Genomic DNA, 17384 nt, shown 5'->3' with positions numbered 1-17384 from the left:
AGCGTTCAGGGACGTCTCGGCGCGTTCAAGCGCACTCAGGGTCGCGCAGCACTGCTGTGCTGCATGAACCGTTCGTAGAACTGGATCAGCTCGACATGGTTGCGCACAGCGATGCGTTCATTGGTGCCGTGCAGCCGGTCCAGATCGGCCGGGGTGGCCCGCAGGGGGCTGAAGCGGTAGATCGAATCGGCCACCTCCAGGAAGTGGCGCGAGTCGGTGTAGCCCACGAGCAATCCGGGTGCCACCACCACGTCAGGGTGCAACTCCCGCAGGGTGCGCGACAGGGCTCTGAAGCTGGCCGTCTGTGTGCTCGACACCGTCGAGGCTTCGGTGGCATTGGGCAACCTTTCAATTGATACTGGCAGGTTGGCCAGCAGGCGGCGAGCATGGGCTTCGACGTCGCTCACACGGTCACCGGGTTGCAGGCGCACGTTCACCAGGGCCGAGGCCTCGGCCGCCAGGGCATTGCTGCGCTCGCCAGCTTGCAGCATGGTGGCCACAGCCGTGGTGCGCGTCATGGCCCGAGTGGCGGGGTGGCTCGCCATCGAATGCAGCACCAGTGGTTCGGTCAGCCAGAGGTTGCCAAACACCCACGGCAGCAAGCCTTGAGCGTGGGGCACCAGGGTTTCCAGCATTTCGCGCGGCAGGCCGTGAAGCCGGGCGGGGGCAGGCTCCTGTTCCAACCGGTTCACAGCTTCGCCCAACACCCCGATGGTGCTGCGTGTGGGCGGCATGCTGGCCTGTCCAGGCCTGGCTTGCGCAGTCAGGCGCAAGGTCATCTGGCCCTTTTCGGCCATCCCCACCATGGCCAGCGGTCGTCCGACACCCGGCACCATGCCCTGCGTGATCATTGAGCCCTGGTCCAGCAGGAAGCGCAGGCGGATGCCTTCATCCTTCATCCATTGGGCCACTTGTCGAGCCCCGCCCTGTCCTTCGGCCTCGGCATCGTCGCCGAAGATCAGGTACATGGTTTCGCGGGGTCTGTGGCCGCTGGCCAGCAGCATTTCCACGGCCTCCAGCATGGCCATGAGGTTGCCCTTGTTGTCCCATGCGCCGCGCCCCCACACCTGGCCCTCTTCGATCACACCGGCAAAAGGTGGGTGGGTCCAGCGGCTTTCAGTCTGAGGGGCCACCGGGATGACATCCTGGTGGGCCATGAAGGCGATGGGAGCCGCCTGGGGATCCAGCCCGGGCCAGGTGTAGACCAGGGTGTGCCGCCCCATCACCTGCCGCTTGAGCTGGGTGTGCACGCGGGGGAACTGTGCCGCCAGGGTGTCATGCAAAGCCTGAAACTCTGTACCGAACTGGTCGTCTTCGGTCCAGACAGTTTGCAGGCGCAGCACTGCCGACAAGCGCGCAGCGGCGGCAGCCTGGTCCACGACAGCACCAGGCCGAGGCTGGACCACGGGGGGCAATTTCTGGCGCAGTTGCTGGGTTTGCCAGGCCATGCTCAGGCCCAGCCCCACGGTCACGACCACGGCAGCTGCCGCGCCTGACAGCAACCAGGCGCGACTCATGGCAGCGGCGCCTCGTCGGTCGGGTCATCGTCATCGGATGTGACCGCCCGCACCCCTGCGGCGGTCACGTCGGCAGCCACCCCCACGGTCTTGGCCGTGACACTGACCGCGGTGCTGGCCACCGACACAGCCGCACTGGCCACATTGAGCACCGTGCAGCCAGGCAGCGTCAGCCCCGCAGTGCAGAGCAGACAGACGGCAGCAAGCAGACGGCCCATGGACAAACACCTCATGATCAAACACGAGATGGTAGCCGGCCTGTCGTGCCGAACCCACTGGCGTTCTCCCGCCCCGCCTGGCTGGAGGGGCCCATCTGAGGGGGCGGTGCGTGAGCCCTTTGGGGGGTCAGTAGGTCTTGTAGGGCAGGAACTTGCCCGACATGGTGATGCTGACCCGGTCGCCCGCCGGGTTGGGTTCGCGTTGCAGGTCCATCTTGAAGTCAATGGCACTCATGATGCCGTCACCGAACTCTTCGTGGATCAGGGCCTTGAAGGTGGTGCCGTACACGCTGATCAGTTCGTAGAAGCGGTAGATCAGCGGATCGGTGGGCACGCTGGTGGGCAGGCTGCCTTTGTAGGGCACTTCCTGCAGCCACAGGCGAGCTTCGTCGGGCAGGTCAAAGATGTCGCCGATGGTGGCGGCCTGTTCGGGCGTGAGGGTCATCTGGCCCAGGCAGGCGGCCGTGACCCATTCCTTGCTCAGGCCCACCCGGGTGGCCACGTCGGCCCATTTGATGCCCTTCTTGACCTTGGCTTCGATGATCAGGTCGGTGACGTCTTCGCGGTTCATGTGTGCTCCTTCAGCGTGAGGTGAGGTGAGGTGAGGTGTGAATGCGGGGAGGTTCGGGTCGGCGTGCGATCAGCGGAACTTGCGATCGGTCTCGGCGATGGGCACATCGTTGATCGACGCTTCGCGGCGGGCCATGAAGCCGTGCTCGTCGAAGGTCCAGTTCTCGTTACCGCAGGCGCGGAACCACTGGCCTGCGTCGTCGTGGTATTCGTACTCGAAGCACACGGCGATGCGGTTGTCAGTGAAGGCGAACAGGTGCTTCTTGAGCTTGTAGTCGTGCTCCTTGGCCCACTTGCGCTGCAGGAAAGCCACGATGGCCTCACGGCCTTGCAGGAACTCGCTGCGGTTGCGCCACCACGAGTCCGGGGTGTAAGCCAGTGAACAGCGGACCGGGTCCTTGCTGTTCCAGGCGTCTTCGGCCATCTGCACTTTCAGACGGGCGGTTTCTTCCGTGAACGGTGGCAGCGGTGGGCGGCTGATGCGGGTGTCGGTGGTCATGGGGTTCATGCGTTGGAAAGGCTTCAGGCGGCAGCAGAGGCGGGGTTGTCATCCTGGTCTGTGTCGACCGGTGCTGGCCTTGCCGTGTGAACTGCGGTGTGGGCTTCCATGAGCGAGCGCAGCCCCGGGCGCACTTCCACAGGCACCGCGGGTGCACGCCCGCCGCTCAGGCCTTTGGCGCGATCGACCAGGAAGTCGACCAGGTGGTTGCGCAAGGGGTAGTACTGCGGGTCGTGGTGCAGGCCGGCGCGCGTGCGGTGGCGGGGCAGGGTGTTGACCACCACCTCGGCGATGCGGGCCCGGGGGCCGTTGCTCATCAACAAGATCTTGTCGGCCAGCAGCAGGGCCTCGTCCACGTCGTGGGTGATCATGAACACGGTCTGGCGGGTCTGGGCGCAGATGCGCAGCAACTCGTCCTGGATCGTGCCGCGGGTGAGCGCATCGAGCGCGCCGAAGGGTTCGTCGAGCAGCAGCATCTTGGGCTCGATGGCGAAGGCGCGGGCAATGCCCACCCGCTGCTTCATGCCGCCCGACAGCTGCGAGGGCTTCTTGTCGATCGCGTGTTCCAGCCCCACCAGCTTCACGTGGTGCAGCACCTGTTGCTGCACCTGGCTGGCCGGCCAGTCGGGCCAGCGCGAGCGCACGGCGAAGGCGATGTTCTGACGAACGGTCAGCCAGGGCATCAGGGCGTGGCCCTGGAACACCACACCGCGCTCCAGCCCTGGGGCGTTCACCTCGCGTCCGTCCATGAACACATGGCCTTCGCTGGCGGTTTCCAGCCCGGCCAGGGCCTGCAGGATGGTGGTCTTGCCGCAGCCCGAATGCCCAATGATGCAGACGAACTCGCCGCGTTCGATCTGGAAATTCACGTGCTCGAAGACGGCTTCTGTGGCCCCGGGAAAGGTCTTGCCCAGGTGCTCGACCTTCAGGTAGGCCTGACCGGTTTCATTCGACATAGGTCACCGCCTTTTGCAGTCGGGCGAACAAGGCGTCGAGCACCATGCCCACCACGCCGATCACCAGGATCGCGAAGATCACGTTGGGCAGCGACAGGTTGTTCCACTCGTTCCACACGAAGTAGCCGACACCCGTGCCGCCCACCAGCATTTCGGCGGCCACGATCACCAGCCACGCAATGCCCATGCTGATGCGCATGCCCGTGAGGATGGTGGGTGCTGCGGCCGGCAGGATCACCTCGAAGGCGGTGCGCCAGGCCGACACCTCCAGCGTGCGGGCCACGTTCAACCAGTCCTTGCGCACGCTGGCCACGCCAAAGGCCGTGTTGATCAGCATGGGCCAGACCGAGCAGATGAAGATCACGAAGATGCCCGAGGTGGCCGAGTCCTTGATGGTGTACAGGGCCAGCGGCATCCAGGCCAGCGGTGAAATGGGCTTGAGCACCTGGATGAAAGGGTCGAGCGCCCGGTAGGTCAGCGGCGACATGCCGATGGCAAAGCCCAGCGGGATGGCCACCAGCATGGCGATCAGGTAGCCCAGGCCCACGCGGCCCAGCGAATGCGCCAGCTGGATGCCGATGCCTTTGTCGTTGGGGCCGTTGTCGTAGAACGGGTCGGCCAGGTGGCCGACGATGGTTTGCCCCATCTGCGCCAGGGTCGGGAAACCGCTACCCCCGGCATCGGCCGAGGCCGTGGGGTCCTTGCCCATCAGCTTGAGGTACTCGATCTGCTCGGCGCTCAGCGTCACCGCCGGTGCGCTGCGGGGCAGGGTGGCCAGGTGCCACACCCCCAGCAGCACGCCGAGGATCAGCAGGGACAGCAGGGTGGCGCGGGCGCGTTCGCTGCGCCACCAGGGCGTGTGCAAGGTGGCCATGGTTCAGGTGCGCTTGATGGCAAAGCTGTTGATGTAAGGCTCGGGCTTGAGCGGATCGAAGGCCTTGCCCATCACCTTGAAGCCCGGGTAGGCGGTGCCTGTCGGCGGTGTTTCGCCCAGGGCCTTCATGTGCTTTCTGGCATCGGTCAGCAGGAACACCTTCTCGGCCAGCTGCTGGTAGTTCACGTCGCCCTTCACATAGCCCCAGCGCTTCATCTGCGTGAGCATCCACACGGCCATCGACTGCCAGGGGATGGGGTTGAAATCGGCGCGGTCGGGCACGTTCTTCACATTGCCCAGGCCATCGGCGAACTTGCCGGTCAGCACCTGGGCGAGCACGGCCTCAGGCTGGTTCAGGTATTCACGCGGTGAGATCACCTTGGCGATGAGTTCGCGGTTCTTGGCCTGGCGGGCCATGGCCGCAGCTGTCAGCACGGCGCGGTACAGGGCGGCGAAGGTGTTGGGGTTCTGCTGGATGAACTCGGCGCTGGTGCCGAAGGCGCAACAGGGGTGGCCGTCCCACAGCTCTTTGGTCAGCAGGTGGATGAAGCCGATTTCTTCGAACACAGCCCGTTGATTGAAAGGGTCGGGGCCCAGGTAACCGTCGATGTTGCCTGCGCGCAGGTTGGCCACCATCTCGGGCGGCGGCACCACGCGGATCTGGATGTCCTTGTCGGGGTCGAGCCCGTGCTCGGCCACGTAGTAGCGCAGCAGGAAGTTGTGCATCGAGTACTCGAAGGGCACCGCGAACTTGAAGCCCTTCCAGTCTTTCGGATCGCGCTTGTCCTTGTGCTTGACATGCAGCGTGATCGCCTGGCCGTTGGTGTTCTGGATGGTGGCCACGTGCATGGGCTTGGGCGTAGAGCCCAGCCCCATGCTGATGGCCAGCGGCATGGGCGACAGGAAGTGCGTGGCGTCGTACTCCTTGTTGATCATCTTGTCGCGGATCAGCGCCCAGCCAGCCGTCTTGACCACGCTCACGTCCAGGCCCTGCTTGCGGTAAAAGCCCAGCGGGTGGGCCATGATCAGCGGGGTGGCGCAGGTGATGGGGATGAAGCCGATCTTCAGCTCCTTCTTTTCCAGTGGCGCGGCTTCTTCGGCCATGGCCTGCAGGCTGGCGGTGGGCAGCACGCTGGCCACGGCCGCCATGGCCGTGCCCTTGCCCACGGCGCGCAGGAAGCGGCGGCGCGTGTCGTCCTGCGGGAACAGGGCCTTCATCAGGCTGGCTTCGATGAACTCGCGCGAATAGGCCAGGAAGTCTTCGCTCTCGCTGCGTTGCTTGAGCGTGTCGATGGCCTGGCCGCGCTGCACGGCGGCATCGTGTTCATCGGGGGCATGGTCCTGGCCGCAGGCGCAGCTCAGGCGGAGGGGGCGGTCGGCGTCGAAGGGGTCGAAGTGGCGTGACATCGGAGACTCCAGTGAGCCGCCTGCGTGGCGGTGTGGGTGATGTCTCACTGTAGAAAGTCAGGCCACTGGCCACCATCGTGCGCGCCATGATTCGCATGTAGGGCTGGCCCTACACGCGGCCGCCCCGGCCTCAGGGTTCCACCATCTGCTGACGCACCGCGTACAGCGCCAGCTCCACGTCATTGCGCGTGCCGGTTTTCTCCAGAATGCGTGCCCGGTAGGTGGACACCGTGTTCGACGACAGGCTCAGGCTCTGAGCGATCTGGCCCACGCTGTGCCCCTGGGCCAGCAGCCTGAACACCTGGTGCTCGCGCTGCGACAGGGCCTCATGCGGGGCGTGGTCGTGGGGCTCGCTGATGGAGGTGGCCAGCAGTTCGGCCACCGAGGGTGTGATGTAGCGGCCGCCGGCTGCGGCCTTGCGCAGGGCGGCCACCATGTCGTCGGGGTCGGCGCTTTTGTGCAGGTAGCCGGCCGCACCGGCGCGCAGGCAGCGCACTGCGAACTGCCGGTCGGGGTAGGTGCTCAGCATCAGCACGGCCAGGCGCGGGAACTCGGCCTTGATCAGTTTGAGCACCTCCAGCCCGTCGCGCCCGGGCATGGCGATGTCCAGCATCACCACCTGCAAGCCCTCGGGGGTGCAGACCAGGCTGCGAACCTGGCTCAGGGCCTGCGCACCGTCGCCCGCATCCCCCACCACCTCGATGTCGGGCACATCGGCCAGCACCTGGCGCAGGCCCTGCCGCACGATGCGGTGGTCATCGACCAGCAGCACCCGGATCATGCGGCTTCCTCCGACATCAGGCGCGCAGGCAAGGGCATGGCCAGGATCACCTGGGTGCCGCCGCCCACGCGGCTGTCGATCTGCAGCCACCCACCGTGGTGTGCCGCGCGTTCCTTCATGCCCATCACACCGTAAGCATCGGGGCGCTCGAAGGCCCCCGGTGGCGCGCCGCGACCGTTGTCCTTGACCAGCAGCGTCAGTTCACCCGGCTGGGCCCGCACCCGGATCTCGACCTGGCTGGCCTGCGCGTGGCGGGCCACGTTGCTGAGCATTTCCTGGAAGATGCGAAAGATGGCCGTGGCCACCGGGCCTTCAGGGGCCTGCAGTTGGGGGTGGATGTCGAGCGTCCAGTCACAGGCCAGCTCGCTGGCGTCGATGAAATCCTGCAGCTGCCATTCCAGCGTGGCCCACAGGCCCTGGTGGTCGAGGATGGAGGGCCGAAGGTCTGTGATGATGCGGCCCACATTGCCCACGGCGTCGTCGATGAGGCCACGCATGCCCTGGCACTTGCAGCGCAGGGTTGGCTGGTCGACCAGGCGCTTTTCCATCCAGCTCACGTCCATCTTCAGGCCGACCAGCAGGCTGCCAAGTTCGTCATGGATCTCGCGAGCGATGCGGGTGCGTTCGCTTTCGCGCACGTGCTCGAGGTGGGCCTGCAGGTCACGCAGTTGCTGCAGGGCCTGGCTGAGCGCCTGGGTGCGCTCCTCCACCCGGCGCTCCAGTTGCTCCTGGGCATGCCGCAGCTGGGCCTCCTGCCGCTTGCGCGCGCTGATGTCCACGAAGGTGACCACCGCGCCCAGCACCCGTCCGTCTTCCAGGATCGGGTAGGAGGTGTATTCCACCGGGATGGCCGTGCCATCTTTGCGCCACAGCACATCGCTGTCGATGCGGCAGGGCACGCCCTCGCGGAAGGCCAGGTAGATGGGGCACTGGTCGGCCGGGTAGTGTTGTCCGTCGGCGTGCGTGTGGTGCAGGCGCTCGTGCATGTTCACGCCCCGCAGTTCCTCTTCGTGGTAACCCAGCATGCGGGCGGCGGCGGGGTTCACGAAGTGGCACAGGCCGTCGGTGTCGACCCCGTAGATGCCCTCTCCGGTGGAGGCCAGCAACAGGCTCAGGCGGTCATGCCACAGGGTCACGCCTGACGAAGTGACGGGTGACCAGGGGGGCGAGGTCGATCTGCCGGGTGGCATGGCAAGGGGCGGAGGCATGGTGTTCCCTGATTTGCAAACTTCGTGCCATTGGCACACTGACCGCCGTTTCATGGAGGCTGTTCAGCCTCGAGAAGGAGCTGAAAAGATGGGGTTTGCAAGGTGGCGTTCGTGCCTGACCGGGGGCGTGATCGGGGGGCTGGCTGCCCTGGGCAGCGCCGTGGTGTGCGCCAGCGAGGTGGACGCTGGCCGTGCGCCGTGCGTTTTCGTGTCGGGCGGGCTGGGCGACGATGCGCCAGCTCCTCCTGCCGATTCGCCCGAGGCCCTGGCCGCGCGCGTGTGGTACGACCTCGATCTGCAACTCACCGAGCAGCTTCAGCAGGTGATGGTGGAGCAGGGCTACCGCGTTCAGCCCTACGCGGTGCCTTTTGCCGACACCGCCACCCAGCGGCGCACCATCCACCAGCAGTGGCAGGCGTCAGGGTGTGACTGGCTGGTGCAGGTGGCCCATACCGTGGGTGAACGCCAGGGCCAGGCGTATTTCGGCTACGACTTCACCGTGGCCTTGCAGCAAAGCCGCGGCCGGCGTGTCGAATCCCTGTTCAACCAGCGGCCACGCTTTGTGCGCGACCGCGACAACCTGCTGAACTTCCGCACCCGCGAGGTGGTCGAGTCTTTCTTGAAGGACGTCAACAGCCGTCGCTTGCTGGAGGGGGCCCGTACCAGCGGGCGTTGAGCGGCGCGTCGGTGGTCAGCGTCTGAGCAGGCGCAGCAGCGTGTCGTACAACTTGCGGGCGTCCAGCGGCTTTTCGATCAGGGCGTTCATGCCTGCCGTGAGGCAGGCGTCCTGCTCATCGGCCATGACCGAGGCTGTCATGGCCACGATCGGCACGCTGGCATACAGCGTGTTTTGACGGATGCGCCGTGTGGCTTCCAGACCGTCCATCTCGGGCATGTGAACGTCCATCAGCACGATGTCGTACTGATGCTGTGCGGCGTGGGCCACGGCCTCTGCACCATTGACCACGGCATCCACACGCAATCCCACCATCGACAGCAGTTCCTGGGCCAGCAGGCGGTTCACCTGGTTGTCTTCCACCAGCAGCACCCGGCTGTCCTGGTGATACTGTTTCAGGATGACATCGGCGTCGGAACGCACACCGTTGTTGCTGGGAGATTCGCTGGTCGCCACATGGACCGATGGTCTGTCCTGGGCTGGCACGGTGAACCAGAACAGGCTGCCTTGCCCTGGCTCGCTGGTGGCTCCCAGCCGTCCACCCATCTGTTCGACCAGGCTGCGGGTGATGGTCAGCCCCAGACCTGAACCGCCATAGCGTCGGGTGGTTGAGTTGTCGGCCTGCTCGAAGGGTTCGAAGATGCGTTGCAACTGGTCAGGGGCGATGCCCATGCCTGTGTCCTCCACTTCGAATCGGATGGCCGGTTCACCAGCGTCCAGTTGCGTGTGCATCACCCTCAGGGTGACAGACCCCTGGCTGGTGAACTTCACGGCGTTGCTGAGCAGGTTCAGCAGGGCCTGCGAGAGTCGAGTGGGGTCGCCCGCGATGGTGTCGTCGGCATACCGACGATCGACAATCAGCTTGAGACCCTTTCCCTGCGCCTTGTCGCGGATCAGTTCCATGCAGCGCGACACTGTGGCCGCCAGGCTGAAGTCGATGGTCTCCATCGTCATCTTGCCAGATTCGATCTTGGAGAGGTCGAGCACGTCGTTGAGCAGGCGCATCAGGTGCTCGGACGCTTCGGCAATCAGCGTCAGGCGCTTGGTGTCTTCGGCGGGGTTGGGGCGCTCACGCAACAGGTAGGTCATGCCGATGATGGCGTTCATCGGGGTGCGGATCTCGTGCGACATGTTGGCCAGGAAGGCGCTCTTGGCCCGGTTGGCCGATTCGGCCTTGTCGCGTGCCTGTTGCAGCTCGAGGGTGCGTTCGCGGATCTGCTCTTCCAGGTCCTGCTGATAGCGTTCACGCTCCGACTGCAGGCGCTGTCGTTCGCTGATGTCTTCGATCAGCAGGTGCTGTACCCGACCGGCAGCGGTCTGGATCGCCCAGGCATTGACCTTCACGGGCAATGCGGTTCCTTGCGCGGTTTGCAGCTCGGTTTCGAAGGTCGGCAGGTGGTCCTGATGGCCCAGCTGGCCCAGTTGCTGTGTCATGCGGATCTGTTCGGCCGCGGTGAACAGCGACAGCACCGGCTGCCCCAGCAGTCGGTCAGGCTGGTCGATCTGGTGCATGGCCAGGCAGGCCCGGTTGATCAGCTGGATCTGTCCGTCTTGCGCCACCACCAGGCTTTCCGGGATGGTGTCGATCAGGGTGCGAAAGCGCGTTGTGCTCGACTGGAGCTGGTTCAGCTGCGCCTGCCGCGACGACTCCATCTCACGCAGGGCGTTGGTGAGTGTGCGCAACTCGGTGGGGGCTTCGTCGCGGTCTGGCGGGAAATCGACCTGTTCGCCCGCGCGCAGCCGCTGGGCCGTGCGCGCCAGTTCACGCAAGGGGTTGGCAATGCGTCCGGCGATCAGCCAGCTCACGGCCATGAACAGGAGAGACATCAGCAAGGCGGCACCCAGCACACGGTCGCGCGCGCGGGCCACAGGCGCCAGGGCCTGACTGGCTTCCTGGCGGCGTACCAGGGTCCAGGCCGGTGCATTGGGATCGTCCATCAGGCGGATCGGGGCGGCCGCCGTGAGGTAGGCCTTGCCATCAGGCCAATCGATCACTTCGGCCTTGCCATTGGCCATGACCGCGGGCAGACCTGGCACATCGAGGTGTTTGCCGATCTGTTCGGGCTCGCCGATGGTGACCTCGCCCGTGGGCGAGATCAGGAAGCTGTTCACCCCCATCTCGCCCTGCTGGCTGGTCATGGCCCGGTGCTGCTCGCGCACGGTGGACCAGTCGAGCATGGCCGTGACCACGCCGATGGTGCGCCCTTCGTAATCGATGATGGGCACGGCCAGGTCCATGAACAACGGGGGCGAGCCGTCCGGATCACGTGGCACCTTGTCGGCCAGTTCGCCTGCCGGGCGGGGCTGTCCCACCCACACACCCTTGAGCCCCTCGGTGAACCAGGGCCGGGAGGTGATGGTCTGACCTTCCAGCCACGCCCCGGTGGCCACCTCGACCTGGCCCTTGCGGTTGACGATGCCCAGCCAGGTCAGTTCGTTGTGGTAGTTGCGCACCTGCTCCAGGGCCAGCCGCATCTTGCCCGGGTCGCCCAGGCCGCTGGAGACCTCGGGCATGGCGGCCACCTGACGGATCTGCAGCACACGCTCTTTCAGCGACATGCTGATGCTGTGCCCCAGGAACTGCGCCTCGCGGCGGCTGTTGTCGCTGATGGTGCGCGTGAGTTGCGCCCGTTGGTCGATTTCCACGAACAGCGTCAGGCCCACAGCAAACACCAGCCCTGTCAGTCCGATGATGACGGCCGACCGTGCGCGCATGCTGCGGTGAACGGGGTGCTTGCTGAAGGTGTTTGTGGTTTGATCCGTCGACATCCAGGCGGTCCGGCGGTGAATTCAAACAGTCTAGCGCTGTGGATTCTGCCTGTGTACCCGGTCTGACGTGCAAACCAAACGACACGGGCTGGCGCACAATGCGCCCAAAGGTCTGTTTCGGGAGCAATTCACGTGAACCCTTCCTTCGTCGCCCGGCTGCACCTCGCCACCGTCATGGTCATGCCGCTGGCGGCTTCGGCGGCCGAGCTGGTGGTGGCCACCGTGAACAACGGACACATGATCACCCTGCAGGGCCTGAGCCAGGAGTTCGAGAAGGCCAATCCTGGGGTCAAGATCCGCTGGGTCACACTCGATGAAGAGCCGTTGCGCCAGCAGGTGGCCACCGACATCGCCACCCGGGCTGGCAAGTTCGACGTGCTGACCATTGGATCGCTGGAGGCGCCGCTGTGGGGCAAGAAAGGCTGGCTGGCCCCGATCCAGCCCGATGCCGCCTGGCAGGTCGATGACCTGCTGCCCACCGTGCGGTCAGCCCTGACGGTCGATGGCCAGTTGATGGCGGCACCGTTCTACGGGGAAAGCAGCATGACCATGGTGCGATCCGACCTGATGGCGCAGGCTGGCGTGAAGCTGCCGCTGCATCCGACCTGGGCGCAGATCCGAGACGCCGCGGCCCGCCTGCACAACCCGGCCCGGGGGGTGTATGGGATCTGCCTGCGCGGAAAGGCTGGCTGGGGCGCCAACATCAGTCTGATCTCGACCATGGTGAACACCCATGGCGGCCAGTGGTTCGACATGAAGTGGCAACCCCAGTTGACCACCCGCCCCTGGAAAGAGGCGGTGTCCTTGTACGCCGACCTGTTGCGCAAGTACGGTCCGCCGGGTGCCGTGGCCAACAACTACAACGAGAACCTGACCCTGTTCAGCGAAGGCAAGTGCGCCATCTGGGTCGATGCCACCGTGGCCGGCGGTTTCGTGGACAACCCCAAGCGATCGAAAGTGGCGGGCAAGGTGGCCTTTCTGCATGCCCCCGTGGCCAGCACGCCCAAGGGGGCCAGTTGGTTGTGGGTGTGGGCGCTGGCTGTGCCCACGTCGTCGAAGCAGCAGCCTCAGGCGCAGGCTTTCGTGCGATGGGCCACGTCCAAGACCTACCTGCAGCGTGTGGCGGCCACACAGGGCTGGGGCTCCGTGCCCGGCGGTACCCGGTTCAGCACCTACGCCAACCCGGCATTCAGGCAGCAGGCACGCCATGCCGCCATCGAGGAAGAGGCCCTGGCCAAGGCCGATCCGCGTGACAGCACCTTGCCCAAGTCGCCCTACAGCGGCATCCAGTTCCCGATCATGCCGGAATTCCAGTCGATCGGCACTGCGGTCGGCCAGCAACTGGCCAGCCTGCTGACCGACCCCGTCACCGTGGACGAAGTTCTGGCACGCAGCCAGGCCCTGGTGGTTCGGCGCATGAAGGAGTCGGACACGACGCGCTGAGCCCACAGGCTCTGGCATGCTCGCGGCATGTTGCAACGATGGATCGCTCACCTCGACATGGACGCGTTTTACGCGTCGGTCGAACTGTTGCGCCACCCTCAGCTGCAGGGGCAGCCGGTGGTGATCGGCGGGCGCAGGGCCTTGCCAGAAGGCGTCCCCCCGGCCGACAGCCCGGCGTGGCCTCGCCTGCGGGACTACGCAGGTCGCGGCGTGATCACCACCGCCACCTACCCGGCGCGGGCTCTGGGGGTGCACTCGGGCATGGGGCTGATGAAGGCGGCCTTGCTGGCGCCTGACGCCATCTTGCTGCCGGTCGATTTCGACCGTTACAGGCACTTCTCGCGCCTGTTCAAGGCGGCGGTGCTGGAGATCGCACCGGTGATGGAAGACCGCGGCATCGACGAGATCTACCTCGACCTGACCGACGTGCCCGGTGCCCAGGCCAGCGCGCCCGATGACGCCCATGCCGGCGTGCGTGCCGTGGCCCAGCGCCTCAAGCAGGCGGTGCGTGAGGCCACGGGCTTGAGCTGCTCGATCGGCGTGACGCCCAACAAACTGTTGTCCAAGCTGGCCTCCGACATGGACAAGCCCGATGGGCTGACCCTGTTCACCCATGCCGAGGTGCCCGCGCGGGTGTGGCCCTTGCCGGCCGGTCGCATCAACGGCATTGGCCCCAAGGCGGCCGAGCGCCTGCGCGAGCTGGGCATCGAGACCATCGGGCAACTGGCCGCGGCCGATCCGGCCTGGCTGGCCGGCCACTTCGGCAGTCGGCAGGGTCAGTGGTTGCACGATGCAGCGCATGGCCGTGACGAGCGCCCGGTGGTGACCTGGCGCGATCCCAAGTCCATGAGCCGCGAGACCACCTTCGAGCGGAACCTGCACCCGCGCCATGACCGCGAAGCCTTGGGCGCGCTGCTGACGCGGCTGGCCGAACAGGTGGCCGCCGACCTGGCGCGCAAGCAGCTGGTGGCGCGCACCGTGGGGGTGAAGCTGCGCTATGAAGACTTCCGTATCGTCACGCGCAGCCTGACCATGCCCCAGCCCACCGCCGATGGGCCCACCTTGCGCCGTTGGGCTGCCCGCAGCCTGCGCGACATCGACCTCGACCGTCGCCTGCGGCTGATGGGCGTGCGGGTGGAAGGCCTGCAATCGGCCGATACCGTGCCCGACAGCCCGGCCTTGCAGGTGCAGGAAAGCCTGCCCCTGTTCTGACCCGTCAGGTCACGCCACCTCGCCCGTGGGTGCGTGGTCGATGATGATGGCGCACAACTGATCCAGCGTTTCCTGCTCGTCTTCACTCAGGCCCTGGCCTGCGGTCAGCCGCACCGAGCGTTCGATGGCCTCCAGACGGGCCTGCAGTGCTGCGCACACGGTTTCGGCCTCGGCGGCGTCTTCACCTTCGATGCCATCGGTGCTCCACAGGCCGCTGGCGTTCCAGCCATCCCGCAGGCGCTTTACCAGGTGGTGGCCCAGCATCACGGCCTGGCGCAGTGAGGCTGGCGAGGGCGTGTCTTCGATCAGTCCTTCCAGCCGCTCCAGCGCAATGGCCAGGTTGCTGTCCAGGCTGTCCAGTCTGGCATGAAGCTCCTGGTCGCTCAGGTGGGCCACCAGTTGCGCGGCACGCCGTGCTGCTCCCACCACCGTGCCCGCGTGGCGTTCGTCGAACTCGGCCGGCACCACGCGCAGGGCCACGCTGGCCTGGGCCAGGCCTGCCCCCGGCTGGCGCAGGGCGGCCAGGGTCTCTTCGGTCACGGCCAGCAGGCGGCCCAGCGGGCTGATGCCATCGGCCTTCAGACGGTGCGGGTAGCCCGAGCCGTCCAGCCGCTCGTGGTGCTCGGCCACGGCCCGCACCACTTCTTTCGGGTAGTCGGTCAACTGGCTCAGCAGCAGCTGCCCGATGTGCGGGTGCACCACCAGCTGCCGGAAGGTGTCGATGTCCAGGTTGTTGGCGGCATCGCCTTCGCCATGCGTGGGCGCCAGGTACATCTCGCCGATGTCGTGCAGCAGGCCCGCCGTCATGGCGCGGGCCACGGCGGTGTCGTCGCCACCGGCGGTGGCCTGCAGGGCGCCGGCCAGGGCCATGGCGTCGACCGAGTGTTCGAAGGTGGCCGGACGCGCGCTTTCACAGGCCGACAGCAGCAATTGCACCACCGAGTGCAGGCGCACCTGGCCCATGGCCTTGATCAGCCGGTCTTCCTGCGGGCCCAGCAGGGCCGCCAGCGTGGGGTGCTGGCGCACGCGGCTGCTCAGGCGCTCTTTCAGGGTCTGCACGGTCACGCCATCTTCCACCATCAGGCAGGTTTCCAGCGGGCGCTGCAGGGCGCGGTCCATCAGCTTGCGCTGAAGGTCGGCCGTGACCGGCTGGTTGCGGGCCCACAGCTTCATGCCCTTGAGGTCGAAGATGTCTTCGGAGGCCATGATCGAGCGGGTCTCGCTCGCATCGAGGATCACCGCGAGGGCGTGGGGGTTGGCCGTCTGGAAGGCCGAGGGGGAAGTGGTGTCGACCATCGCCATGACTCCAAAAAAGCAGGCTCACCCCGGCATGGGGCTGAAGTCGAGTCTGCGGGATGCGGAAATGCAGCGCACTGCACCCTGCTTTGTAAGCGGCTGGAGTTCGTGAAATTCGGACGAAAAAAGGGGGGCTTGCCCCCTTGATGCCGACTTGCCCCGCGGTGGGCGCGCCCATGAAAAAACCCGGCCGTAGCCGGGTTCTCTGTGAGCGGGAGTGCGCCAGGCCGTGCAGGCCTCAGGCCACGGCGCGTTGCGGGGTGCTGCCGGCGGTCACGGCCTTGGGCTTGGAGAACTCCATCACGCCGTCCTGCAGATCGCCGTGGTGCAGCTGTTCGCGGTCCATGGCGTAGTTCTGGTACAGCTTCCAGGGGGCGCGGTCGGCGCCCTTGGGCAGGTGGGCCTCGGCGCGGGCCACGTAGCCGGAGGTCATGTCCAGCAGCAGCGTTTCCTTGATGTTCGGGTCGTTGCGGCGGGGCACGGCGATCTTGGTGCCGCTCTGGTCCATGTGCTTGAACAGTCGGCACACGTATTCGGCGATCAGGTCGGCCTTCAGCGTCCACGAGGCGTTGGTGTAGCCCAGCGTGTTCGAGAAGTTGGGGATGTCGTTGAACATGAAGCCCTTGTACGAGATGTGCTTGTTCATCTCGATGGCCTTGCCGTCCACCGACAGGTTCATGCCGCCGAACAGGCGCAGGTTCAGGCCCGTCGCCGTCACGATGATGTCGGCTTCCAGGGTCTGGCCCGACTTCAGCAGGATGCCCTTGTCCACGAAGCGGTCGATGTGGTCGGTCACCACCGAGGCCTTGCCACGGCGCAGGGCCTTGAACAGGTCGCCATTGGGCACGGCGCACAGGCGCTGGTCCCAGGGGTTGTAGGGCGGGGTGAAGTGCTTCATGTCGAAGTTCGGACCGACCTGGGCCTTCACTTGCTTGAGCAGCAGCTTGCGCATGAAGTTCGGGTACTTGCGCGACAGCTTGAAGATCATCTGGGTGATGAAGTTGTTGCGTGCGCGGCTGAGGTTGTAGACCGTCATTTCGGGCAGGAACTTCAGCAGGAAGCGCACCATCGGGTCGAACTGGGGCACCGAGACCACGTAGCTGGGCGTGCGCTGCAGCATGGTCACGTGGCCGGCCTTGTCGGTCATCGAGGGGATCAGGGTGATCGCGGTGGCGCCCGAACCGATCACGACCACGCGCTTGCCGCTGTAGTCCAGCTTTTCAGGCCAGAACTGCGGATGGATGACCTGGCCCTTGAAATCGTCGCGGCCCTTGAATTCGGGCGTGAAGCCTTCTTCGTAGTTGTAGTAGCCCGAGCACATCATCAGCCAGCCGCATTGCATCTCGACGGTCTCGCCGGTCTTCTTCTGCACCTGCAGGGTCCACAGGGCGGTGCTGCTGTCGAAGGCAGCCGAGACCACTTTGTGGCCGTAGCGCACCTTGGTGTCGATGCTGGCCTCGCGGGCGGCGTCCTTGATGTAGTTGCGGATGCGGTCGCCGTCGGCGATCACCTGCTTTTCGGTCCAGGGCTTGAAGTTGTAGCCCAGGGTGTACATGTCGGAGTCGGAGCGGATGCCGGGGTAGCGGAACAGGTCCCAGGTGCCACCCATGGTGTCACGGCCTTCGAGAATGGCGAAGCTCTTGCCGGGGCAGTGTTTGGCCAGGTGGCGGGCAGCACCCACACCAGACAGACCAGCACCCACGATCAGGACATCGAATTTTTCGGACATGACACACACCTGCGAAAAAGGAATTGAGTGTTGTCAGTTTATTGTGACAACGCGCCTTGTCAATGCGCGTGTCGCGAGCGAATCCCGGTGAAAACCCTAGATCCATCCGATCACGGGGAGGGCGCTTGCAAAAAGTCACGCCCCGGGGCCTGAAGGCCTGCGGGGCGTGAAACGTGGCCTGAACCGCCCCACCGAGGGGCTGGATCGGTCGTGCCGGGGCGGGTTGCCG

At 65.8% G+C, this 17384-nt stretch carries 15 protein-coding genes; 3 read left to right on the top strand and 12 right to left on the bottom strand.

Annotated features, from left to right (window positions below):
• Positions 1-35: 35 nt before the first annotated feature.
• From EYS42_RS07805 to EYS42_RS07765, 9 genes are all read right to left on the bottom strand, one after another.
• Positions 36-1517 (bottom strand): M20 family peptidase, encoded by a 1482-nt coding sequence (locus tag EYS42_RS07805; RefSeq protein ID WP_130967530.1) that lies wholly within the window; start codon positions 1515-1517, stop codon positions 36-38.
• Entirely contained in the window at positions 1514-1735 is a 222-nt protein-coding gene (locus EYS42_RS07800) for a hypothetical protein (RefSeq protein ID WP_130967529.1), read from the bottom strand. Before EYS42_RS07800 ends, EYS42_RS07805 begins: the two co-directional genes overlap by 4 nt.
• A 127-nt stretch (positions 1736-1862) precedes the next feature.
• Complete coding sequence (cynS, locus tag EYS42_RS07795; protein ID WP_130967527.1) at positions 1863-2306, bottom strand: cyanase; 444 nt, start codon at positions 2304-2306, stop codon at positions 1863-1865.
• Positions 2307-2375: 69 nt separating this feature from the next.
• Positions 2376-2804, bottom strand: a complete 429-nt coding sequence (locus tag EYS42_RS07790) for a nuclear transport factor 2 family protein (RefSeq protein WP_130967978.1) — start codon at positions 2802-2804, stop codon at positions 2376-2378.
• A gap of 23 nt (positions 2805-2827) precedes the next feature.
• Positions 2828-3760: an ABC transporter ATP-binding protein gene (locus EYS42_RS07785; protein ID WP_130967525.1), complete on the bottom strand. Its 933-nt coding sequence runs from the start codon at positions 3758-3760 to the stop codon at positions 2828-2830.
• On the bottom strand, positions 3750-4634 hold the full coding sequence (gene ntrB / locus EYS42_RS07780; RefSeq protein ID WP_130967524.1) for a nitrate ABC transporter permease: 885 nt from the start codon (positions 4632-4634) through the stop codon (positions 3750-3752). Before ntrB ends, EYS42_RS07785 begins: the two co-directional genes overlap by 11 nt.
• 3 nt (positions 4635-4637) lie before the next feature.
• Positions 4638-6041 carry a CmpA/NrtA family ABC transporter substrate-binding protein gene (locus tag EYS42_RS07775; protein WP_130967522.1) on the bottom strand — a complete coding sequence of 468 codons (1404 nt, stop codon included), beginning with the start codon at positions 6039-6041 and terminating at the stop codon, positions 4638-4640.
• Positions 6042-6171: 130 nt separating this feature from the next.
• Positions 6172-6822: a response regulator gene (locus EYS42_RS07770; protein WP_130967520.1), complete on the bottom strand. Its 651-nt coding sequence runs from the start codon at positions 6820-6822 to the stop codon at positions 6172-6174.
• The gene (locus EYS42_RS07765) at positions 6819-8030 is read right to left on the bottom strand and encodes a PAS domain-containing sensor histidine kinase (RefSeq protein WP_130967518.1); all 1212 of its coding nucleotides are present in this window, start codon (positions 8028-8030) and stop codon (positions 6819-6821) included. Before EYS42_RS07765 ends, EYS42_RS07770 begins: the two co-directional genes overlap by 4 nt.
• A gap of 88 nt (positions 8031-8118) precedes the next feature.
• On the opposite strand from EYS42_RS07765, the gene EYS42_RS07760 reads away from it, so the two are divergent.
• Positions 8119-8706 (top strand): hypothetical protein, encoded by a 588-nt coding sequence (locus EYS42_RS07760; RefSeq protein WP_130967517.1) that lies wholly within the window; start codon positions 8119-8121, stop codon positions 8704-8706.
• A gap of 15 nt (positions 8707-8721) precedes the next feature.
• On the opposite strand, the gene EYS42_RS07755 is transcribed toward EYS42_RS07760, so the two are convergent.
• Positions 8722-11475 carry an ATP-binding protein gene (locus tag EYS42_RS07755; protein ID WP_130967515.1) on the bottom strand — a complete coding sequence of 918 codons (2754 nt, stop codon included), beginning with the start codon at positions 11473-11475 and terminating at the stop codon, positions 8722-8724.
• A gap of 174 nt (positions 11476-11649) precedes the next feature.
• Here EYS42_RS07755 and EYS42_RS07750 point away from each other — a divergent pair, with 174 nt between their 5' ends.
• Both EYS42_RS07750 and dinB read left to right on the top strand, forming a co-directional pair.
• The gene (locus tag EYS42_RS07750) at positions 11650-12918 is read left to right on the top strand and encodes an ABC transporter substrate-binding protein (protein WP_130967977.1); all 1269 of its coding nucleotides are present in this window, start codon (positions 11650-11652) and stop codon (positions 12916-12918) included.
• A 27-nt stretch (positions 12919-12945) separates the two neighbouring features.
• Positions 12946-14130 carry a DNA polymerase IV gene (gene dinB / locus EYS42_RS07745; RefSeq protein ID WP_130967514.1) on the top strand — a complete coding sequence of 395 codons (1185 nt, stop codon included), beginning with the start codon at positions 12946-12948 and terminating at the stop codon, positions 14128-14130.
• A 9-nt stretch (positions 14131-14139) separates the two neighbouring features.
• On the opposite strand, the gene EYS42_RS07740 is transcribed toward dinB, so the two are convergent.
• Positions 14140-15426: an HD-GYP domain-containing protein gene (locus tag EYS42_RS07740; RefSeq protein WP_165456671.1), complete on the bottom strand. Its 1287-nt coding sequence runs from the start codon at positions 15424-15426 to the stop codon at positions 14140-14142.
• Between the two features lie 238 nt (positions 15427-15664).
• A complete protein-coding gene (locus EYS42_RS07735) occupies positions 15665-17155 on the bottom strand; it encodes a flavin-containing monooxygenase (protein ID WP_130967512.1) in 1491 nt (496 codons plus the stop codon).
• Positions 17156-17384: the final 229 nt, after the last annotated feature.

The sequence above is a fragment of the Aquabacterium lacunae genome (assembly GCF_004310865.1).
Taxonomy (GTDB): Bacteria; Pseudomonadota; Gammaproteobacteria; order Burkholderiales; family Burkholderiaceae_C; genus Aquabacterium; species Aquabacterium lacunae.
This window is presented reverse-complemented; position numbering and strand designations above follow the sequence as displayed.